General features: G+C 72.7%; 24 protein-coding genes. 7 read left to right on the top strand and 17 right to left on the bottom strand.

From position 1 onward, the window contains the following. Nucleotides 1-43: 43 nt before the first annotated feature. Nucleotides 44-1,492 (top strand): PP2C family protein-serine/threonine phosphatase, encoded by a 1,449-nt coding sequence (locus J5Y05_RS30785; RefSeq protein ID WP_210876595.1) that lies wholly within the window; start codon nt 44-46, stop codon nt 1,490-1,492. 99 nt (nt 1,493-1,591) lie between these two features. On the opposite strand, the gene J5Y05_RS30780 is transcribed toward J5Y05_RS30785, so the two are convergent. The 4 genes from J5Y05_RS30780 to J5Y05_RS30765 form a co-directional block, all read right to left on the bottom strand. After that, complete coding sequence (locus tag J5Y05_RS30780) at nt 1,592-1,927, bottom strand: DUF2516 family protein (protein WP_210876594.1); 336 nt, start codon at nt 1,925-1,927, stop codon at nt 1,592-1,594. Between the two features lie 139 nt (nt 1,928-2,066). Then, nucleotides 2,067-2,660 (bottom strand): hypothetical protein, encoded by a 594-nt coding sequence (locus tag J5Y05_RS30775; RefSeq protein WP_210876593.1) that lies wholly within the window; start codon nt 2,658-2,660, stop codon nt 2,067-2,069. A gap of 65 nt (nt 2,661-2,725) precedes the next feature. Continuing rightward, complete coding sequence (locus J5Y05_RS30770) at nt 2,726-3,169, bottom strand: helix-turn-helix domain-containing protein (RefSeq protein ID WP_210876592.1); 444 nt, start codon at nt 3,167-3,169, stop codon at nt 2,726-2,728. Nucleotides 3,170-3,267: 98 nt separating this feature from the next. Then, nucleotides 3,268-4,386: an FAD-dependent oxidoreductase gene (locus J5Y05_RS30765; RefSeq protein ID WP_210876591.1), complete on the bottom strand. Its 1,119-nt coding sequence runs from the start codon at nt 4,384-4,386 to the stop codon at nt 3,268-3,270. A 53-nt stretch (nt 4,387-4,439) separates the two neighbouring features. On the opposite strand from J5Y05_RS30765, the gene J5Y05_RS30760 reads away from it, so the two are divergent. Further along, nucleotides 4,440-5,132 carry a TetR/AcrR family transcriptional regulator gene (locus J5Y05_RS30760; protein ID WP_210876590.1) on the top strand — a complete coding sequence of 231 codons (693 nt, stop codon included), beginning with the start codon at nt 4,440-4,442 and terminating at the stop codon, nt 5,130-5,132. A gap of 159 nt (nt 5,133-5,291) precedes the next feature. Here J5Y05_RS30760 and J5Y05_RS30755 read toward each other — a convergent pair whose 3' ends face one another. Both J5Y05_RS30755 and J5Y05_RS30750 read right to left on the bottom strand, forming a co-directional pair. Beyond that, a complete protein-coding gene (locus J5Y05_RS30755) occupies nt 5,292-5,513 on the bottom strand; it encodes a hypothetical protein (RefSeq protein ID WP_210876589.1) in 222 nt (73 codons plus the stop codon). 43 nt (nt 5,514-5,556) lie between these two features. Further along, nucleotides 5,557-6,315, bottom strand: coding sequence for a hypothetical protein (locus J5Y05_RS30750; protein ID WP_210876588.1), 759 nt, complete (start codon nt 6,313-6,315; stop codon nt 5,557-5,559). Between the two features lie 428 nt (nt 6,316-6,743). On the opposite strand from J5Y05_RS30750, the gene J5Y05_RS32725 reads away from it, so the two are divergent. Further along, the gene (locus tag J5Y05_RS32725; RefSeq protein ID WP_372450545.1) at nt 6,744-6,974 is read left to right on the top strand and encodes an NUDIX domain-containing protein; all 231 of its coding nucleotides are present in this window, start codon (nt 6,744-6,746) and stop codon (nt 6,972-6,974) included. Nucleotides 6,975-7,140: 166 nt separating this feature from the next. Here J5Y05_RS32725 and J5Y05_RS30740 read toward each other — a convergent pair whose 3' ends face one another. Both J5Y05_RS30740 and J5Y05_RS30735 read right to left on the bottom strand, forming a co-directional pair. Beyond that, on the bottom strand, nt 7,141-7,866 hold the full coding sequence (locus J5Y05_RS30740; RefSeq protein ID WP_210876587.1) for a class I SAM-dependent methyltransferase: 726 nt from the start codon (nt 7,864-7,866) through the stop codon (nt 7,141-7,143). A gap of 47 nt (nt 7,867-7,913) precedes the next feature. Then, on the bottom strand, nt 7,914-8,864 hold the full coding sequence (locus tag J5Y05_RS30735) for a winged helix-turn-helix domain-containing protein (protein WP_247615619.1): 951 nt from the start codon (nt 8,862-8,864) through the stop codon (nt 7,914-7,916). A gap of 147 nt (nt 8,865-9,011) precedes the next feature. On the opposite strand from J5Y05_RS30735, the gene J5Y05_RS30730 reads away from it, so the two are divergent. Beyond that, nucleotides 9,012-9,200 (top strand): hypothetical protein, encoded by a 189-nt coding sequence (locus J5Y05_RS30730; RefSeq protein WP_210876586.1) that lies wholly within the window; start codon nt 9,012-9,014, stop codon nt 9,198-9,200. A gap of 196 nt (nt 9,201-9,396) precedes the next feature. After that, complete coding sequence (locus tag J5Y05_RS30725; protein WP_210876585.1) at nt 9,397-9,582, top strand: hypothetical protein; 186 nt, start codon at nt 9,397-9,399, stop codon at nt 9,580-9,582. A gap of 162 nt (nt 9,583-9,744) precedes the next feature. Here the strand turns inward: J5Y05_RS30725 and J5Y05_RS30720 are convergent, their stop codons facing one another. The 3 genes from J5Y05_RS30720 to J5Y05_RS30710 form a co-directional block, all read right to left on the bottom strand. Continuing rightward, a complete protein-coding gene (locus J5Y05_RS30720) occupies nt 9,745-11,001 on the bottom strand; it encodes a GNAT family N-acetyltransferase (protein ID WP_210876584.1) in 1,257 nt (418 codons plus the stop codon). A gap of 252 nt (nt 11,002-11,253) precedes the next feature. Then, nucleotides 11,254-12,267 carry an asparaginase gene (locus J5Y05_RS30715; RefSeq protein ID WP_210876583.1) on the bottom strand — a complete coding sequence of 338 codons (1,014 nt, stop codon included), beginning with the start codon at nt 12,265-12,267 and terminating at the stop codon, nt 11,254-11,256. An 87-nt stretch (nt 12,268-12,354) separates the two neighbouring features. After that, nucleotides 12,355-12,999, bottom strand: a complete 645-nt coding sequence (locus tag J5Y05_RS30710) for an RsiG family protein (RefSeq protein ID WP_210876582.1) — start codon at nt 12,997-12,999, stop codon at nt 12,355-12,357. A 190-nt stretch (nt 13,000-13,189) separates the two neighbouring features. Between J5Y05_RS30710 and dtd the strand changes: the two genes are divergently transcribed. After that, the gene (dtd, locus tag J5Y05_RS30705) at nt 13,190-13,615 is read left to right on the top strand and encodes a D-aminoacyl-tRNA deacylase (protein WP_210876581.1); all 426 of its coding nucleotides are present in this window, start codon (nt 13,190-13,192) and stop codon (nt 13,613-13,615) included. 12 nt (nt 13,616-13,627) lie between these two features. Here the strand turns inward: dtd and ygfZ are convergent, their stop codons facing one another. The 6 genes from ygfZ to J5Y05_RS30675 all read right to left on the bottom strand — a co-directional run bounded on the left by ygfZ (nt 13,628) and on the right by J5Y05_RS30675 (nt 19,046). Continuing rightward, entirely contained in the window at nt 13,628-14,593 is a 966-nt protein-coding gene (gene ygfZ / locus J5Y05_RS30700; protein WP_210876580.1) for a CAF17-like 4Fe-4S cluster assembly/insertion protein YgfZ, read from the bottom strand. A 9-nt stretch (nt 14,594-14,602) separates the two neighbouring features. Then, nucleotides 14,603-15,040: a Fur family transcriptional regulator gene (locus J5Y05_RS30695; RefSeq protein WP_210876579.1), complete on the bottom strand. Its 438-nt coding sequence runs from the start codon at nt 15,038-15,040 to the stop codon at nt 14,603-14,605. A gap of 28 nt (nt 15,041-15,068) precedes the next feature. Next, nucleotides 15,069-15,746: a restriction endonuclease subunit S gene (locus tag J5Y05_RS30690; protein WP_210876578.1), complete on the bottom strand. Its 678-nt coding sequence runs from the start codon at nt 15,744-15,746 to the stop codon at nt 15,069-15,071. Further along, on the bottom strand, nt 15,743-17,380 hold the full coding sequence (locus tag J5Y05_RS30685; RefSeq protein ID WP_210876577.1) for an N-6 DNA methylase: 1,638 nt from the start codon (nt 17,378-17,380) through the stop codon (nt 15,743-15,745). Before J5Y05_RS30685 ends, J5Y05_RS30690 begins: the two co-directional genes overlap by 4 nt. A gap of 22 nt (nt 17,381-17,402) precedes the next feature. Then, nucleotides 17,403-18,101: a hypothetical protein gene (locus J5Y05_RS30680; RefSeq protein WP_210876576.1), complete on the bottom strand. Its 699-nt coding sequence runs from the start codon at nt 18,099-18,101 to the stop codon at nt 17,403-17,405. Between the two features lie 369 nt (nt 18,102-18,470). Next, on the bottom strand, nt 18,471-19,046 hold the full coding sequence (locus tag J5Y05_RS30675; RefSeq protein WP_210876575.1) for a heme-binding beta-barrel domain-containing protein: 576 nt from the start codon (nt 19,044-19,046) through the stop codon (nt 18,471-18,473). Between the two features lie 247 nt (nt 19,047-19,293). Here J5Y05_RS30675 and J5Y05_RS30670 point away from each other — a divergent pair, with 247 nt between their 5' ends. After that, on the top strand, nt 19,294-19,656 hold the full coding sequence (locus J5Y05_RS30670) for a DsrE family protein (RefSeq protein ID WP_210876574.1): 363 nt from the start codon (nt 19,294-19,296) through the stop codon (nt 19,654-19,656). Nucleotides 19,657-19,702: the final 46 nt, after the last annotated feature.

Raw genomic sequence — 19,702 nt, 5'->3', positions numbered from 1 at the left:
CGCCCCACCGTGCCCTCGGGGGGAGGGAAGGAAACCCACGATCATGCCCGTACCCGTACCGCGGCAGAGGGCGATCCCGGCCGCCGAGTGCGGTCAGGCGCCCGCCGCGTCCCCGGACGGCGGCCCCCGCGAAGAGCGGGCCACCCCGGGGAAGAACCCGGCCGAGAACACCACCCGGTGCGCGAGCACCACGGACCCGCGTGACGCCACCGGCGCGCGCGGGCCCGCCACCCCGGACGGACCGAGCGCGTCCCCCACCGAGATGCGCGAGGACACCACGGACCACCCGGACATCACCCCGCCCACCAACCTGACGCTGCTGCTGATCGAGGACGATCCGGGCGGTTCCCCGATCGTGCCCGACCTGCTCGACCAGGCCGGCAAGCCGATCCGGGTCCGTACCGCCCGCAACCTCACCGAGGCCGGGCGGCTGCTGACCGACGACGTCCACTGCATCCTGCTGGACCTCGCCCTGCCCGGCCCGGCCCGCCCCGGCGACGGCGCCGACGAGGACGAGCTGGCGGTGCTCAGGCACGTGCTGGAGCTGGCGCCCCGGCACGCCGTGCTCGCCCTCACCTCGGCCGGTGACGCCGAGCGCGGCGCGGAGGCGGTGGCGGTGGGCGCCCAGGACTACCTGCTCCGCGACGAACTCGACGGCCGGCTGCTGAGCCGGGCGATCCGCTACGCCGTCGAGCGCAAGCGGTCCGACTGGGCGGAACGGCGGCTGGCCGAGGGCCGGCTGCACGCGCAGGAGAACGCCCGACTGGAGCGCGGGCTGCTGCCGACACCGCTCCTGGACGGCTCACCGCTGCGGTTCGCCGCGCGCTACCGTCCGGGCCGCTCCCGCGCCCTGCTCGGCGGGGACTTCTACGACGTCGTCCGCACCCCGGACGGAACCGTGCACGCCATGATCGGCGACGTCTGCGGGCACGGGCCGGACGAGGCGGCGCTCGGGGTGGAACTGCGCATCGCCTGGCGGGCGCTGACCCTGGCCGGGATGTGCGGGGACGAACTGCTCGCCACCCTCCAGCAGGTGCTGGAGCACGAGCGCTCGGACGAGGAGATCTTCGCGACGCTGTGCGCGGTGGACATCTCCCCGGACGGGACGCGGGCCGGCCTCTGCCTGGCCGGCCACCCGGCGCCGCTGCTCGCGGGACCGGACCGGCCCGCCCGGCTCCTCCCCCACGACGAGAACGGCCCGGCGCTCGGCCTGCTGTCGGCGGCCCGCTGGCCGCGGGTGGAGGTGGAACTCGGCGCCGAGTGGAGCCTGATGCTCTACACCGACGGCCTGATCGAGGGCCACGTCGGCGCGGGCCGGGAGCGGCTCGGCCAGGACGGCATGGTGGAGATGGTGCGCCGCCGTTTCGCCGACGGTCTGCGGGGCGAGCAGTTGCTCCAGACCGCGGTGAACGAGGTCCGCGACCTCAACGGCGGGGAGCTGACGGACGACGTCGCGGTCCTGCTCCTCGACCGCGTGCCCCAGGTGCCCTGAACCTGCCCGAGCCGCCCCGAGCGCGAGCGGGCGGCTCGGGGACGGGCGGCCTCGGGGCCACGCGGCCGTGGGGGTGGATCAGCCGACGGTCGTCGCCGCTCAGCGTCCGCCGTTCCAGGGGCCGTAGGGGCCGTCGCTGCTGGAGCCGCGGCGGGTGTCACGCCCGCCGCCCGACAGACCGCGCAGCGCGGGCCGTACGTCGACCATGTACACGATCGTCGCGATCAGGCCGATGATCGGCAGGAACGACAGGATGTTGAAGATCAGGTTCACCACGAAGGCGAGCCCGAGGACGATCAGCCAGAACGGCTTGGTCTTCTTGTCGGCCGCGCGGTAGGCGTCCTCGCGGCGCGTGGCGGCGTCGATCAACGCGAAGCCGCTGAAAAGGATCAGGGCCGTGCTCAGCAGCCACATCAAGCCTGCGAAACCCTGCATCAGCACAACGTCCACCACCAGATTCGGATCGTCCCTACGCGGTCACGGTACCCGGAGAACGAGCCGGGCATCCCCAGGGTGCCCGGCCCGTTCTCCGGTCGGTGCCGTCGTCGTCGCCGGGCGGGGTGCCCGGCGCCGGTCACTCGGCGGACGGCGGCGTCTTCTTCGGGCCGGTGCTCTTGCGGGCCGCGGGCTTCCGCGCGGCCGGGGCCTTCTTCGCCGAGGCGGGCTTCTCCTCGGTGACCTCGACCGGCTCGGGCTTCGGTTCGACGGCGACCGCCACGTCCTCGACACCCTCGGCGACGCTCTCGACACCCTCGGCGGTCTGTCCGCGCCAGGTGCGCACGGCCTGCTCGCCGCGCTCGGCGACCTTCTCGTAGGTCTCGCGGGCGCGGACGGCGTACTCGGCGGCGACGCCGACGCCGCGCAGGGCGAGGTCCTGGGCGGACTCGCCGAGCTTCTTGAAGTCGGCGTCCAGGGTGCCGACGAACTCGTTCACCTTGCTCTGCAGGGTGCCCTGCGTCTCACGGACGCGGGCGGCGGCCCGCTCCTGGACGGCCTTCGGGTCGGTGTTGCGTACGGCCTCGATCCGGGCCGGGGCCTCGGCGCGGAGCTGCTCGACCAGCACGGGCACCTTCTTGGCCTGCTGGAAGGCGAGGTCGGCGGTGCCCGCGGCGAAGTAGAGCAGGGTGGGGTCGCTGAAGGTCTTGCGCAGGTCTTCGGTGATCGGCATGGTGCTGGTCCTCCCGGTGTGCGTTCGGCTGGGGTTGTCGTACGGGTCCCGCGCCCGGCGGCCGGTCATCCGGCCGTCTCCCGCGGGCCGGCGCCGCCACCCTCCGCGACAGGGGGGCGGTCGTCCGGTATGGAGGTGCCGCCGGCATCCGCTCCGGCCCCGTACCCGTTCTCCTTGCGGAAGGACTCGTAGATCTGGAGCAGCACCTGCTTCTGCCGCTCGTCCAGGGTGGGATCGGCGAGGATCACCGCGCGGGTCTCCACCTCGTCCCGGTCCCGCTCCGCGTCGAGGATGCCGGCGCGCACGTACAGCGTCTCGGCGGAGATCCGCAGCGCCTTGGCGACCTGCTGCAACACGTCCGCGCTGGGCTTGCGCAGCCCGCGCTCGATCTGGCTCAGGTACGGATTGGACACCCCGGCGGCCTCCGCGAGCTGCCGCAGCGAGAGCTGCGCGTTGCGCCGCTGCTCGCGCAGGTACTCGCCGAGATTGCCGACGTTGAGCGATGCCATACCCCCAGCCTGCCCCCTCCCGCTAACTTTTGCAAGCACCCCGCTTGCAAAAGTGCACCCTGCACGCCCGGACGGGAGGGTGTTCGCGCGATGGGTGGTCAGGAGGGCTGGACTTGGTCGAAGAGGGCGAGGGCTGCGGCGGGGTCCGGGCTCACGAGGCGTTCCAGGCCGGCTGTCGTGATCTTCGCCCACCTGCCGGCCCGTGCCCACATCCGTTCCTCGAAGGCGCGGACGGTCTCGTCCAGGTCTTCAGGGCGGGCGGCGAGGGACTCGGCGAGTTCGGCGCCTTCCAGCATCGCGAGGTTCGCGCCCGCCCCCAAGGGGGGCATCAGGTGGGCGGCGTCGCCCAGGAGCGTCACCCCGGGGACGTGGGTCCAGGTGTGGGACACGGGCAGGACGTGGAGGGGGCGGTGGACGAACGCGGTGCCGTGACGGAGGAGGCCGAGGACGGGAGCGGCCCAGCCGTCGAACAGAGCCAGCAGGCTCGACCGCACGGCCTCGGCGTCGGCCGGGTCCAGGTTCGTGTGCCAGTCCAGCGGCGCGCGGAACTGGGCGTACACCTTGACGTGGCCGCCGCTGTTGCGCTGGGCGACGAGAGCCCGGTTCACGCCGTACGCGGCCACGGAACCGTCGCCGATCAGACGGGCGAGGTCAGGGTGGCGGGTGTCGACGTCGTCGAGGGAGGTCTCGACGTAGGTGACGCCGGTGTAGGTCGGTGTCGCCGACGAGACCGCCGGGCGGACCCGGGACCAGGCGCCGTCCGCGCCGACCACGAGGTCGAACGTCTCCTGCCGCCCGTCCGCGAAGTGGACCGGTACGCCGTCCCGGGCCCCCGGCACCACCCGCGTCACGCCCCGGCCCCACTGGACGTCGAGAGGGCCGAGCAGCAGGTCACGGAGTTGCCCGCGGTCGATCTCGGGATGGGCCCGGTCATCCGGCCGGGGCCGCCAGTCGCGCAGGACGGTCCCGTCCGCGTCCAGGATGCGCATGGCCTGCCCCTCGGGACGGGACAGGGCCCGGAACTCCGCCAGCAGCCCCGCCTTGTCCAGTGCGCGCTGGCCCAGCTCCTCGTGCAGGTCCAGCGTGCCGCCCAAAGGGCGGGCGTCCGGGGCGGGATCGCGTTCGAGGATGGTGACGGGGTGACCATGACGGCGCAGGACACGCGCGAAGGTAAGGCCGGCAGGACCGCCCCCGACTACTGCGATGCGGTATCTCATGTCGATACACTGTATTTCTTCGCTACGACGCATCGCAACGGTACGGTGTCGCCATGACTGTGTGGGACCGGCCGGAGCCGCCGACTCAACCCGTGCCGCTCGACCGGGAGCGGATCGTCGCCGCCGCGATCGCACTGGCCGACGAGGGCGGGCTGGAGGCGGTGTCGATGCGCAAGGTCGCGGCCCGTCTGGACGCCGGTCCGATGCGGCTGTACAGATACGTCTCCACCAAGGAGGAGCTGTTCGACCTCATGGTGGACGAGGTCCAGGCCGAGATGCTCCCCGAGGAACAGCCCGCTGACTGGCGGGAGGCACTGAGCGCCCTCGCCCACCGCACCAGGCGGACCACTCTCCGTCATGAATGGCTGGCCGACCTGCTCGGCGGTCGCCCGGCCCTGGGCCCGAACGGTCTCGCCATGACCGAGGCCACACTGGCCGCCCTCGACGACCTCGCCGATGTCAACACCGTCATGCGCGCCGTGGAGACCGTCAGCGCCTACTTCATCGGCGCGATCAGGCGCGAGATCGCGAACCTGCGGGCCGAGCGCGCCACGGGCCTGTCCAAGCACGACTGGCAGCGCGCCCACGGCCCGCGTGTGACGGGCCTGTTGGCCACGGGCCGCTTCCCGGCGCTGGCCAAGGCCGTGTACGACGGCACGGACGTGGACGCCGAGACGACCTTCACGACCGGCCTGGACTGGGTCCTCGACGCCGTGGCCGCCAAACTCACCCGGCCGACGGCGTGACGCTCAGCCGTAGGGCGGCGCGGTCGTCCGGCGTCGCCACCAACATGCTCTGGAGGCAGGCAATCCGCCACTTCCACGCCGGGGAGCAGCGGTGACGTCCGGCATCCGCATCACCTGGACGCTGGGAGCCCACGGATGGGCCGACTGCACCCTTGAGAATCACCACGCGAAGGCCGCCGGTGGATCTTCTACCGCGAAGGCGAGGACATCTGGTGCCGCGTGCTGGAACCGCGCGATGGCGGCGATCACGACAACAAGGGAACCGCGATCTGGTCGAGTCAGCTCGGCATCGACCAGCTCGCCCGCGCCGTGATCCGCTGCTTCGATGAGGTCGCACAGACCTACGGCGAGAGCGGCTGCCGAGGCAAGTGGGGTGAGCACTTCCCCCGAACCGAACTCGAAGCCCTCAGACGCCTCTGGCGCACTAGCCCGTCCCAAGACCCGTAGTCCAGTCGGCGCCGACCTCGTCGGCAACGGAGAAGCGCGTTTCGCACTCCGGGCACGCCGCGTGGCCGAATACGTAGGTCAGCGCGTGGGCGACCTCGTGCTGACCGTCGGAGAGCGCGAGGTCGTGGAGGCGCCGGCCGATGCCGTCCAGGTCCGCGGGGTTGGCCGGCAGCAGCGGCCTCGTCTCGAGATCGCTGTCCGCGAGCGCGTAGTCCTCGCTGGTGGAGAAGAATCCTCGCTCGCCGAAAACGACGAACAGGCCGGTCTGACAGCCGGGGCAGTCGACCTCGTACTCCTCGTTGCCCAGTCCCCAGGCCAGATCCTCACTCCAGCCCACGACGCCCTCGAAACCCAGCATGGCTTCCAGTAGGTGGATGTAGTCGGTGCGATCGGATGCCGTCCGGAGCTGCCGGTTCACTGCCGTCAGGAGGCGCTCGACCTCCGCGGCGTGCCGCGCGCGGACGTCACCGGCCCCGTGCGGCTGCTCGGCACCCGCCATGATCGCGCCTGCCAGGGCCAGCGCGTTCACCGCCTGGTCTCGGTCGTCACTGCCGGCCATGTCGGTCAGCCAGGGCAGCACCGCGAAGCTGGCCGAGTAGACGCTGCCCTGATGGCACAGCGCTGACCACAGGTCGCTCCATAGCCCGGACTTCGCTTCCCCTGCGATCCGGTCCAACAGGATGGGTATGTCTTCCGCCGAGCCGTAGGCGTGGCTGAGTTCCGACCAGTCCGTCATACAGGAATCCAACCAGTTGATACGCCGATCCTGGAGCCAGGAGTGCCCGCCCGACCTTCGTCGCGATCCGCACCGTCTCGCGGACGCCGGGGCGGGTCCGCGGCCATGAGCCGATGAGGCGCCCGCCGGCTCCGCAGGCGACGAAGGAGTCGAGGACGGCGAAGGCCCGGTCGGGGGCGGCACGGGTGTCGAAGTCCATTATGTCGAGGACGACTTGGGGTGCGGTGGGGTTCATGGGGTCCGGGCTCGGGTCTGGGTTGCGCTCGCTCCAGGGCGGGGGCCTGGGCTCGGCGGGCTTTGGTCCCGTTGTCAGTGGGGTGCGGGAGGGTGGGGGTGTGGCGGAGATGGTGGAGTGGGTGGACGGGTTCGGGCGCGTGTCGGGGGTGGTGTCGCGGGAACGGGCCGTCCGGGAAGGGTGGTTGCACCGGGTGGCCGTGACCGTGTGCCGGGACGGGCGGGGGCGGGTGCTGGTGCTGCGGCGGGCGGGGCACCTGGCGCGGTATCCCGGGCGTCACGAGGTGGGGGTCGGGGGTGCGGTACGGGTCGGGGAGTCGTACGAGGAGGCCGCGGCACGGGAGTTGGCGGAGGAGCTGGGGGTGCGGGCGCCGGTGCGACTGCTGGGCGCGTTCGTCAACCGCGTGGGGCTGAGCCCGCATTGACTCGGGGTGCACGAGGCCGTGGTGACCGGGGCCCTCGTGCCGGATGCGGCCGAGGTCGCCTGGTGCGGGTGGCTGAGCGGGGGCGAGCTGCGGGCGGCCTGGGGGGAGTGGGGGGAGTGGGGGTTCACCCCCGACAGCCGGGAGGTGCTTCGGCGGTACGTCGGGTTCAGGGGCGGCGGGCTATGACGACCAGTTCCCGGCCGGGGCGGTCGGGGGCGTCGCGGACCTCGTCCAGTACGTAGCCGTGGGCCGCGAGGTCGTCCTCGATCTCCCGGCGGGTGCGGAAGCGCAGGGTGGAGTCGGAGGTCAGCACGGCGCCGTCGGCGGCGAACACGATGGTCCAGCGGAAGGTCACCAGCGGTCCGTCCACCTCGCTCACCTCGACCCAGCTCTCGACCGCGCCGGTGCCGGGGACCTTTGTCACGCGGTGCGACGCGGCGCGGTTCCACTCCTCCCAGGCCCGCGCGGCCGGGTCCCGGGTCTCGAAGACCAGGCGGCCCCCGGGACGCAGCGCCGCGTGCACGCCTCGCAGGGTGCCGTGCCAGTCGTCGGGGCCGGCGATGGCCTGGGCGACGTTCGCCGTCATGGTCGCCAGGTCCACCCGCAGCGGCGGCAGCCGTGTCGCGTCGCCGTGCAGCCAGCGCACCCGTCCGGCGCCCGGCTTGCCGCGCGCCACGTCCAGGGAGGCTCCGGCCGGGTCGACGCCGGTGACCTCGATGCCGCGGTCCGCGAGGAGCAGGGCGAAGACGCCCGTCCCGCATCCCACGTCCAGGACCCGGCGGGCCCCGTACTCCTCCGCCATCCGGAGGTAGGCGTCCAGGTCGCCGCGGTCCGGGTCGAGGACGTCGTAGAGCGGGGCGAGGCGGGGGTGGCGGAAGCACTCGTCGGCCATGCCGCCCCACCCTAGCCAGGGCTCAGGGCAAGGGTCAGGGCGTGGGCTCAGGACAGTGTCATGTCCGTGGTGATGGTGTCCCACAGGGCGTCGAACCACTTCTGGGACTCGGTCACGAAGGCGGCGTCCCGGGGGGCCGCCTGGTTGCGGAAGGAGAACAGCAGGGACTGGGTGCCGAGGGCGTCGTACGTCTGGAAGGTCCGGTCCTCCCATTCCTCCTCGCGCCGGGCGATCAGGTAGTAACCGAGGAGCGCCTCCTCCCCGTTGAGGAGGTAGAGCTTCACCGGCGGGGTGAACGGCAGCGCCCGGAAGGAGACCTTGACGGCGATGCCGTGGGTGGAGCGGAGGGCGTGCAGGCTGTGCCGGAGCACGCGGGCCTGGGCGTTGCGCATCTGGAGCCAGCGCCGGTGGGCCGGGTCGTCCGGTTCCGGGACCGGCCCCTGCCCAGGCACCGGCTCCGCCTCCGCACCGGCCGTGGCGCTCTCCGGCGCCCCCGGCTCCGCCGGGTCGGCCAGGACCGGGAAGGCCAGGGCGATGTCCCGGGCCGGCATCAGGACGCGCAGGTCGAGGGAGTCCGGACGGACGCGGCCCTCGTGGATCTGGCGCAGCGGCTCGCTGAGCGCCAGCAGCAGGGACTCCGCGGTGTGGCACACCACGTCCAGCCGTACCCGAGGCTCCCGGAAGGCGTCCGACAGGCGGGGTCCGAGCACCACCAGGGCCGGCTGCGGTTCGCCGGGGTGCGGGGCGGGCTGGGCGATGCGGGGCGGGCTGCCCTTGCTGACGTTGGTGAGCAGGCCGTCGTCCTGGAGCGCGCGCAGGGCCTGCCGGACGGTGCCGCGCTCCACGCCGAACTCGTCGGCGAGTTCGGCCTGGGTGGGGAGGCGGTCGCCCGCCTTGAGCCGGCCTCCGCGGATGCGCTCCCGCAGGATCTCGGCGATCTCCTGGGGGGTGGGCCTTCTGCCGGTGTTCACGGACGCCTTCTCCTGGGTCACGACCAGAAACTACAACTCCTGCCTTCCAAGCAGGAGTTGACTGAAACATGTTTGCGAGGTGATGCCAACTGGGGACATCATAGTCATAGTTGGTTGCCAACTTTGCCCGGTTGGCGAGAGTTCGGCTGCCGAGACGCCCGAAGGGAGAAGACCATGCCCGTCCTCGCTCTGCTCACCGCGGCCTTCGCCGTCGGCTTCGAGCAGGCCGTCCAGTGGAAGTACGGCCTCACCGGCAGCGTCGGACTGCTGCTGCTCACCGTCGGGATCAAGGCCAAGAGCCCGTCCCTCAGCTCCGCCGGCGCGGTCCTGCTCGCGCTCCTGGTGGCGCGACCGGCCCTGTGAGGCGCCGGGAACACCGTCAACTTCTCGCCAACTTGGGGCGGTTCGGCACGATCTGGATGCACGACCCTTCCAAGTAGAGCCATCCCGGCGGTAAGTTGGCAACCAACTTGGACAACGTGGTTGCGCCTTCAGGAGGTTGGCCACCAGGAGAGAGTGTGGGGCCGGTCCCGGCCGGGGCGGCCCGAAGGGGGGCACCATGCCGTACATCGCCATCGTCATCGCCGCTCTGGCCGTCGGGTTCGAGCAGTTCGTCCAGGGGAAGTACGGGGCGATGGGCCTCATCGCCCTCGTCACGCTGACCGTCGGCGTCAAGGCGAGGAGCGGCGCGATCAGCGGCGTCGGCGCGGTCATCCTCGTCATGCTGCTCGCCCAGTCCGGCTGAGCCGGCCACGCCGCCGTCCGGGCTCCTCTCCGGAGGGGAGCCGGGAGCCCGGCCCGGCGGCCGGCCGGCCCGACCACCGGCACGACGGAGCGCACGCTACGGACACGCCCGCGCTCCGTCACCGGGGAAGGAGGACACCCGCACCTCACGGGGCCCCGCCCCTCAGAACATGTCCGGGCACCACGGGCGCCGGGGCGCACGCAGCAGGGCGTCGGCCGACAGGGCGGCGCCCGCTCGTTCTTCCGTCACCCGGCCCAGCGCCGCCAGTCGCGCGGCCGACTCGTCCCCGAGCCACAGCATCGCCAACGCCCCGGCGTCCAGCACGAGATCGGCGCTCTCGGTGGTCGGCACGCAGGACGCGCCGCCCTCCTCCGCCTCCAGTCGCCACCGCCCGGCGGCCGGCCCGCCCGGGTCCACGACCTCCAGCACCAGCGAGCCCCGCGCCGCGTACGTCCGCGCCTCCAGCGCCCGTACGACGTCCAGGACGCGGACCCACAGCCAGTCGGCCTGGGTGCTGATCCGGGCCGCGCGCGGGTCGGGCAGGTAGTGCGGGAGCAGATCGTCCGGGGAGCGCCAGCCGCTCTTGACCGTCGTGATCCAGTCGATGGAGCAGAGGTACCGCCACAGGGCGCGCTCGGCGGCCGGGGTGACGCCGATCAGCCAGTCGACGGTCGCCGTGTTGAGCGGCTGCTTCGCGTCGCCCCAGGTGTCGTCGGCCCGGTAGGCGGCCATGCCCTGCACCTCGCCGTCGGGCGAGCGGTACACCGCGTAGAACGGCTCGTGCCACGGGGTGGCGTGCATCCGGACGGCGCCGGTCCGCGCCTGCCACCACAGTTCGTCGCGGCTGACCGCGCCCGGCTGGGCCCGGCGCAGCCGCTCGTGCAGCTCGGGGCCGAGCTTGCGGACGTCCGCGCCGTCGGCCAGGTCGATGGTGCCGCCGTCCTCCGGGGCCGCCCAGCGCGGGTCGAGGCCGGCGCGGGGCACGTCCACCGTCCACTGGGTCATCGTGGTGGCCGGGCCGAAGCCGTGGCGGCCGTAGATCCGGTACTCGGCGGCGATGAGCGTGGCGACGACGTCCCCGCGCTCCCGGGCCGCCGCCAGGTCCGCGCCGATCATGCGGCTGAGCAGGCCGCGGCGCCGGTGCGTCGGGGTGACGGTGACGTTGGAGACCGCGTCGGCCGGCACCTCGGCGCCGCCGACGGCGGTGAGCCGCTGGTCGAAGGAGCGGTAGGTGGCGACGCACCGGCCGCGGTCGAACGCGCCGAGCAGCCGGCCCGGTACGAACTGCCTGGCACGGGCCCGGAGTTGCTCCTCGCCCAGGACGGGGTCCTGGAGGAAACCGGTGCTCAGGGCCCGGCTCCAGTCGGGGAACTCGGCCTCGGTGATGGGGTGTACGTCGATCTCGGCACGGCTCGTCATGCGCTCACGGTATGCGGCGCCCGGGGCGTGCGTCGCGGAAATTTCCGCGGCCACCCGACGGGCCCCACCAGCCCCGATGCCCCGCCGCCTGATGCCTCCCGCCCGACACCTCACGCGCCCCCGCGAAGGCGCCCCTCACCTCACGCGCGCCGCGAAGACCGCCCTCACCCCACGCGCCCCCGCAAAGGCCCCCTCGCTTCACGCGCCCCCGCAAGAGCCTCCTCACCCCACGCGCCCCCGCGAGCACCGCCCTCAGAACGCCGCCCGGATCTCCCCCACCTCCGCGCCCCCGCCCAGCAGCGGCGCGCGGCCGATGCGGCCGACCACGGGGCCGTCCACGCCGAGCAGGGTGAGCGCGCGGGCGAGGACCGGGCCGAGCGCCCGCGTCGCCCCGTCCTCGATCTTGAAGGCGAGGGCGCGGCCGTCCGGCAGGGCCACCGCCTGGACCGCCTCGGCGCCCATCTTGGAGAGCGTGCCCGGCACCTCGCGCATCAGCCAGGTGTCCGCGCGGCGGGTACCGGCGACGTACTCGGGGTGGGCGCGCATCGCGTCGGCGACCCGGCGTTCGGGCGTGCCGGGTTCGGCGCCGGCGAAGCCCTGGAAGGCGCGGGCCAGTCCGACCAGGCTGATCGCCATCAGCGGAGCCCCGCACCCGTCGGTGCCGACCGCGGCGACCGGCTCGCCCGCCGCCTCCTCCACGGTCCGGTGGACGAGCCGCTGGAGCGGGTGGCCGGGGTCGAGGTAGCCCTCCAGCGGCCAGCCGCGCAGCGCGCAGGCGGCGAGCATCGCGGTGTGCTTGCCGGAGCAGTTCATGGTGACCGGGTCGGCGACCTTCCCGGCGGCGAGGTAGAGGTCCCGCTCCTCGGCGTCCAGGGGCAGGTCGGGCGGGCACCGCAGCAGCCCGGCGTCGAGACCGAACTCGCCGAGCATGGTCCGTACGAGTGTGCGATGGAAGGTTTCTCCGGAGTGGCTGGCGGCGGCCAGCGCCAGCCGCTCCCCCGCCAGCTCCAGGCCGGCCCGCAGTACCGCCGCGGCCTGCATGGGCTTGTTGGAGGAGCGGGGGAAGACGGGTGCCGTCACGTCCCCGAGCGCCAGTTCCACCGCTCCGTCGGCGCCCAGGACGACCAGGCTGCCCCGGTGCCGCCCCTCGACGAAGCCGGACCGCACGACCTCGGCGAGGACGGGCGGCACGACGGGCGCGAGGGCGGCCGGCGGCGCCGGCGGGGTGGCCGGCGCGGGCGTGGACACGGGCTGGGACGCGGACATCGGCGGTGGCCTTCCGGAACAAGGACCCGTCACGGCGACGGCCCGGGATCACCGGGCCCCCAGGACGGCGTACAGCGGCTCCTGGCGTCACACGAGCAGGTCGTCGACTTGTGCTTCCCCCTCACGGTACCGGCGGGCGATCTCGGCGCTGGAGTCGTCGGCGGTGCGCTGGAGCCGGCGGCGCCGGCGCGAGACCCGCTGCTCGTGGCGGACCAGGCGGCCCATCGCGGCGATCAGCTCCGGATCGGTGAGCGCCGCCAGATCGGACAGCTCCACGTCCCCGAGCATCTCGGCGGCGAGCCTGCGGCCCTCCTCGCTGCGCGGGGTGCCCAGCGTGACATGGCGGGCGGAGGCCCGGTGCCGGACCGGGGCGTCGGCCAGGATCTCCGACAGCCGCTCGACCACGGACGCCTCCGCCGCGGCCGGCACGGACGCCGTACCCCGCCGTGCCTGCTCGGCGCGGAGGATGTCGATCCGCCCGTGCAGCAGCCGCCGTACGTAGCTGAGGTCGGCCTCCTCCCGCTGGGCGTCCCGGCGCAGCGTGCGCAGCTCCGGCAGGCTCAGCCCGGCCAGGTCGCGCCCCGCGCCCGGAGAGCCCGGGATGCCCGGTGCCGCGTCCACGGGCAGCTCTGGGCTGTCCGTCCGCTGCACGGGCGGTCTGGGCGCCTCCAGGCCGCCCGGGTGAGTCAACGCGACAGTCCCAAGCGGCTGCCCCGTACTCGGTGTGCTCATCTACCTCTACCGTCCCCTCGACCGGCGTCTGGGAGCATCGTGCCACCCCAAGTGGCCGCTATGTGACCGAGTGCCCCCGATCGGCCCCAGATGGGGGGTTACGGAGCGAAAAGAAGCCCCGTGTGGCAGTGCGCGGGCGCCCCGCGGCCCGCCCGTCGGCGTTCCGGTCCCGCACGGCATCATGGCGGGCATGCGTGCAGTGGTGCAGAGGGTGGACGGCGCGAGCGTCGTCGTGGACGGCGAGACGGTGGGGGCGATCGAGGGCGAGGGGCTGTGCGTCCTGGTCGGGGTGACGCACGACGACACCCCGGAGCAGGCGGACCGGCTCGCCCGCAAGCTGTGGTCGCTGCGGATGCTGCACGACGAGAAGTCGTGCGCCGACATCGGCGCCCCGCTGCTGGTGATCAGCCAGTTCACCCTGTACGGGGACGTCCGCAAGGGCCGCCGCCCCACGTGGAGCGCCGCCGCCCCCGGCGAGGTGGCCGAGCCGCTGGTCGACGAGGTGGTGGCCCGGCTGCGGGCGCTGGGGGCGACCGTGGCGACGGGCCGGTTCGGCGCGCGGATGCGGGTCGCGCTGACGAACGACGGCCCGTTCACGGTGCTCGTCGAGGTGTGAGGGACCCCGGCCTCACGGCTCGACGACGGTCTCCTGGGCGGCGGCGGTGTCCTCGGCGATCAGGCGGGCGTCGACGGGCACGTTGCGCTTGATCAGGGCGAGGGCGACCGGGCCCAGCTCGTGGTGGCGTACGGAGGTGGTGACGAAGCCGATCTTCCGGCCGTCGGGGCCGTCGTCGGCGACACGCACCGGGGCGCCGTGCCCGGGGAGGTGGACCTCGCTGCCGTCCAGGTGCAGGAAGACCAGGCGGCGCGGCGGCTTGCCCAGGTTCTGCACCCGGGCGACGGTCTCCTGGCCGCGGTAGCAGCCCTTCTGGAGGTGGACGGCGCTGCCGATCAGGCCCAGCTCGTGCGGGATGGTGCGGTGGTCGGTCTCGAAGCCGAGCCGGGGCCGGTGCCGCTCGACCCGGAGCGCCTCGTGGGCCAGGATGCCGGCCGGCGGACCGGCCTTGGCGGCGAAGTCCTCCAGCCCGGCGCGGGGCAGGAAGAGGTCGCGGCCGTACGGCGTCTCGCGGACCACGGCGCCCTCGGGGGCCTCGGCGATGGAGCCGGCCGGGAGGTACACGACGGCGGTGTCGGCGGTGCGGTCGGCCACCTCGACCCGGTAGAAGAACTTCATGGACTCCAGGTAGGCGATGAGCGCCTCCTGGGTGCCGGGTTCGACGTGCGCCCAGACCGTGGTCCCGTCGTCGACGAGGGAGAGGGCGTGCTCGATGTGGCCGTTGGCGGAGAGGACCAGGGCCTCGGTGGCCTCGCCGGGCGGCAGGTCGCTGACGTGCTGGGTGAGCAGCAGGTGCAGCCAGCTCAGCCGGTCCTCACCGGTGACGGCGAGGACGCCGCGGTGGGAGAGGTCGACGAATCCGGTGCCGTCGGCGAGGGCACGCTGCTCGCGGAACAGGTCGCCGTAGTGGGCGGCGACGCCTTCGTCCACGCCCTCGGCGGGGACGGCGCCGGGCAGGGACAGCAGAGGGCTCTTCATGGCCCCAGCCTACGACCCGGCGGACGCGCCCCCGGAGGTGCAGTCCGCACAGCGGCCGAAGATGGCGAAGTGCTTCATGTCGGTGTCGAAGCCGAACTGTTCCCGGAGCTTGGCGGTGAACTCGGCGGCCACCGACACATCGGCCTCGATCACGTCGGAGCAGTCCCGGCAGACCAGGTGGATGTGGTGGTGCCGGTCGGCGAGGTGGTACGTGGGCGCCCCGTGGCCGAGGTGGGCGTGCGAGACCAGCTCCAGCTCCTCCAGCAGCTCCAGGGTGCGGTACACGGTGGAGATGTTGACCCCGGATGCCGTCTTCCTCACCTCGATGAGGATCTCGTCCGGGGTGGCGTGCTCAAGGGTGTCCACAGCCTCCAGTACGAGCTGACGCTGGGGGGTCAGCCGGTAGCCGCGCTGTCTGAGGTCGCTCTTCCAGTCGGTGCTCACCACAGCCCCGAGTCTAGGGCCAGAACCCAGGTCACGGTTGGGCGGTCACCACGCCGGTCAGGAGCGCGTCCGCCAGCACCGCACGGTACTGGACGGTAGTCCGGGCGATCTCCGTGTGCGCTCTGATCTTCTCGTCGAGGGCCGCGAGGGTCGCGCCGATGGCCCGCTGCTCCGCCTGCGGCGGAAGCGGCACGGGCAGCTCGCCCAGCGTCCGTATGCTCACCGACGGGATCACCGAGCCGGCCGTCCGCGCACGGACCCAGTCCTGAGCGGTGCCCGAACTCAGGTAGGCGGCGAGGTAGGGGGCCTGCGCCGGGCCGGCGCCCGGGAGCCGCATCCTGACCAGGTTGGCGTGGAACAGCCAGCCGCTGTGTTCTCCCGTCACCAGGGCCAGGCGGCCGACGTTGCCCGTGCGGGTGATGAGGATGTCTCCCTCGGCCAGCAGGTGCTGCTCCAGTGCTCGCGCCCGCTCCCTGGGGACGGCGGGCACGAGGCCGGGCTCGGCGGTCGTGATCCGCTGCCCACCGAGATCACGAGGCAGGACGACGGGGACACCACCGTCCGCCTGTGTGTGTCCCTTGTCCTGGACACGCGACGCCGGGCCCGCCCGGAGGGAGGCACACAGGTCCCTCAGGGGAGCACACCGCCAGCCCTCAGGCAGATGAAGCCCGGTGTCAGATGCCTCCGTTCCCCCTCTTGTGCCCGTCACAGTCCATACCTCCTGAGCTGCCTCAACGCGTCGGCGTCGGCGTTCCTGGCCCGCGCCTGCAGGACCTCGATCTCCTGCGCCAGTCCGGCCAGCCGGCCACGTACCTCGGCCGAGTCCGTGACGGCCGGCTCAGGCATGGCTGTGCGTACGTACGTCGCCGGGTCGAGCCGGTGGTCGTGTGCGACGATCTCACCCGGCGCCACGGCCCGGCTCAGCCCCGGTGTTCCGGGGTACTCCCGTTCGCTGTCGGCGGCTGAACACCAGGAACCGTACTCTCGCACCAGCCGGGCGACGTCGTCGTCGAAAAGGGTTTGGCGAGTGCGGCTCACGACGTGCCCGAGGTCCTCACCGTCCACGAAAAGTACGTCGCGTACCGGCCCGGGTGTGGCTCTCAGGAACCAGATGTGCGTCTTGATCGCCGTCTGCCCGAAGAGCTGTCCGGGCAGCGCCATCACGCACTCGACGATCCCGGCCTCGACCAACCCGGCCCGGACCGTACGTGCCGCACCCGTGTGGAAGGCGGCTGCCGCGGGCATCAGGACGGCGGCCCGGCCCTCGGGGGCGAGGCGGGAGATGACGTACTGAAGCCAGTCGAATTCGACGCGCCGGGCGGGGCCGTACGTCCAGTAGGCGGGTGGGGGCCCGTCGTCACGGGTTCTGCCACCGAACGGCGGGTTGGTGAGAATCACGTCGAACATCCCGTCCGGGTCCGGCGGGGGTGCACCGGGCCCCAGGGCGAGTTCCGCGTCGTCCGCGCCGTGTACCCGGACGTTCATACGGGCGATGCGCAGCGCACGGTCATGGAGCACCCGCCCCCTCACCCTGCGGGGTCCCGGTCCGTCCCGTTCGGCGGTGGCGTCCAGGTAGGCGGCAAGCAGCTCGCCGGTACGGCAGAACGGGTCGTACGGTGTCGGCACGGCGGGTGCCACGGCAGCCAGTGCTCCGGCCATGACACGGCTCACCGACGGGGGGGTGAGAAAGTCACCGAACCCGCGGTCCTCGGCGTCGCGCAGGAGGGTGAGGACCAGGTCGAACGCCTGACGTCCGTCCTCCGGGGAGCTGGGCGGATTCCGGTCCAGAAGGTTCTGGAGGTCGGCCGGAAGTCCGCGCGGGTACTTCTCCTCCGGGACGGCGACGTCCCTCCCGGCCTGGGTCCGGCCCTGACTGCCCTCCTGCCCCCCGTCCGCCTCCACGATCGCGCGGAACACGAGGTACAGCAGCCAGTCGAGGTAGAGCGGCAGGGGGACCGGCCCGCGCATCCGCTCCGCCGCGGGTCCGGTGAGTTCCTTCACCGCCGCGAGCAGCCCGCCCGCTCTGCTCCCGGTCAGCCCGGCTCGAAACCGGTCGCCGTACGTCGTTCCCGACGGTTCGCCGGGCAGGAGGGCGTTGGCGGGAATGGGCCGTGCCGAGAGCCAGGCCAGTACCTCGTCGGCTCGGAACATCTCGGGGGCGGCACCGCGCGCGCCCTCGCTTCGAGGAAGCGGGGCAGGGTAATCCGCGTACCGTCGTTCCCAGTTGGTGACCGCGGGACGCTTCACCCCGGCCAGGCGGGCGATGTCGGGCCGCGAGACGAGCACACCGGCGAACTCCGGGTTGGCATCGCCACCCCGGGAGCGCACGTCGAAGTCGGTCACAGCGTCTCCTGACGGTCCGGTTTCAGAACTGAGGCGGCCTGGTGCCGCGAAGGGCATCGCCCCGCGACGCGAAGACGGCGGGGAACCTGTCCATGGCTCGTGCCTCCTTGGCCAGCTCGGGGCTGAGGTAGCCGAGCACGTCATAGAGCGTGGCGTGCCCACTCACCGGGTCCAGGTGCCAGCGGGGGCACCGCCGTCGGCACTGATGGTCGATCGGCTCATGGTGCATGACCCTGTTCCGCAGCCACAGGAGGAACATGAGGCTGTCATGCAGCTCCTTACGTCGCCCCGAGTAGTTCGGGAACGCCTTGTGGGTGGCGGGCACCCAGAACCCACGGTCGTAGCCGCGGGCGCCGCTCACCAGGGAGACCCAGAAGCCGAGGGTCAGTTCGGTGACGATGCCGTCGACGGGGGCCGAGGCCGTTCCGTTCCGTTCGCACTTCGCGCGCGCGTCGTCGACCAGGCGGAGGCCGTTCGGGCTCAGAGGCGCCCCCACCCACCAGTCCGGCCGGCCGTGATGCTGTTCGAGCACGCCGTGCAGGGCGTTGCGCAGCGTGACCTCCAGGCAGTTCAGTGGTCCGTACAGCGCGGCCGACGCCTCCATGTTCCACCAGTAGAGGCTGGCGGCCTTCTGGGCATCGCCCCTTGCCGCGCGCAGGTAGGAAGCCATGCGCGGCTTCGAGAAGGCTCGCAGCATCCACTCCGGCAGGTCACCGGCCACAGTCTCTCCCCCACTCGGTTTCCGCAGCGCGGCGCGCCCGCGGATGTGCTCTGCTATCGTGGCTTGCGTACGCCCTGGGTCCGCCTCTGCTTCGCATGCCGCCCAGAGCATGGCCTCCGAAGCCCCGACCGCAGACACATTACGGTCGGGGCTTCGCGCATCCGCGGGACGATGACATCGCCCACCACGAAGACAACCAAGACGGTATCCCCAGACCCCGGCGAGAAGCAAGCGCATTGCCATGCTGGGTCATCTGTTAACCCATGCCGGGGTACGGGGGACCTGGGGTTACCGCCCCACGAGAAGAACCGGAGCGCCGCCCATAAGAGGGCTGGCCTGCTGGAGGAACCGCGGTCTGCTGGGGCCGGGCTACTTGAAGAAGGCGATGCCGTCGTCCGGCATGTCGTCGGGGAGGGCCTTGGCCCAGCGCTCGACGTCCTCGGGGGTGACGACCTTCTTGAGGTGGGCGGACATGTAGGGGCGCAGCTCGACCTCGGGGGTCTGCTTCTCGCCGACCCACATGAGGTCGCTCTTGACGTAGCCGTACAGCCGCTTGCCGCCGGTGTAGGGGCGGGCGGCGGGGGTGCGGGCGACCGCGTCGGTGACCAGGTCGATCTGGGGCTTCTGGTCGGCCAGCTCGCCGTACCAGATCTCGATGACGCCGTCGTCGCGGACCATCGTGACCTCGACCTTGCGGTCGGCGTCGATCCGCCAGAAGCCGTGCTCGGTCTCCAGCGGGCGGAGCTTGTTCCCGTCGCCGTCCAGCACCCAGGTGCGGGAGCGGTACTCCAGGAAGTCCCGGCCGTCGTGGGTGAAGGCGACCTCCTGGCCGAAGTTGCACTTCTCGGCGCCGGGGAAGTCGTGCACGCCGGCGCCCGCCCACTCACCGAGCAGGAAGGCGAGCGGGACGAGGTCCTTGTGCAGGTCGGACGGAATCTCGATCATGAGCGGAACTTCCTGGCGAGGGGTCAGCGCTGGCCCTGGTACAGCTTCTTCACGGTCAGTCCGGCGAAGGCGAGGACGCCGACGCAGACCAGGACCAACAGGACTTCGAAGAAGATCTCCACGGGGTGCTCCTCGGTTGAGCGGGGTCGTACGTGCGCGGTGTGCACAGGGCCGGACACCAGCTTACGCGGCCGGGCCGGGCGGCACCCTGGGAGGTGGGCCCCGCCCGGCGCCGTACGATGCGGCCATGGCGAAGAAGCTGGTGATCAAGCTGACGGCGGGGGCCGACGCCCCCGAGCGGTGCTCGCAGGCGTTCACGGTCGCGGCGGTGGCCGTGGCCAGCGGTGTCGAGGTCTCCCTGTGGCTGACCGGCGAGGCGTCGTGGTTCGCGCTGCCGGGCCGGGCGGCCGAGTTCGAGCTGCCGCACGCCGCGCCCCTGCCCGACCTGCTGGACTCCGTGCTGGCCGGGGGCCGGCTGACGCTGTGCACGCAGTGCGCGGCCCGCCGGGAGATCACGGAGGGTGACGTGCTGGACGGGGTGCGGATCGCGGGCGCCCAGGTCTTCGTGCAGGAGGCCATGGGCGAGGAGACGCAGGCGCTCGTCTACTGAGACGGCGCGGGGGACGGCCGCCGTGGGTGCCGTAGCCGCCGTAGCA

It is taken from the genome of Streptomyces tagetis (genome assembly GCF_018069565.1).
Lineage (GTDB): Bacteria > Actinomycetota > Actinomycetes > Streptomycetales > Streptomycetaceae > Streptomyces > Streptomyces tagetis.
The sequence above is the reverse complement of the archived record's forward strand: the minus strand, read 5'-3'. Positions and strand labels throughout refer to the sequence as shown.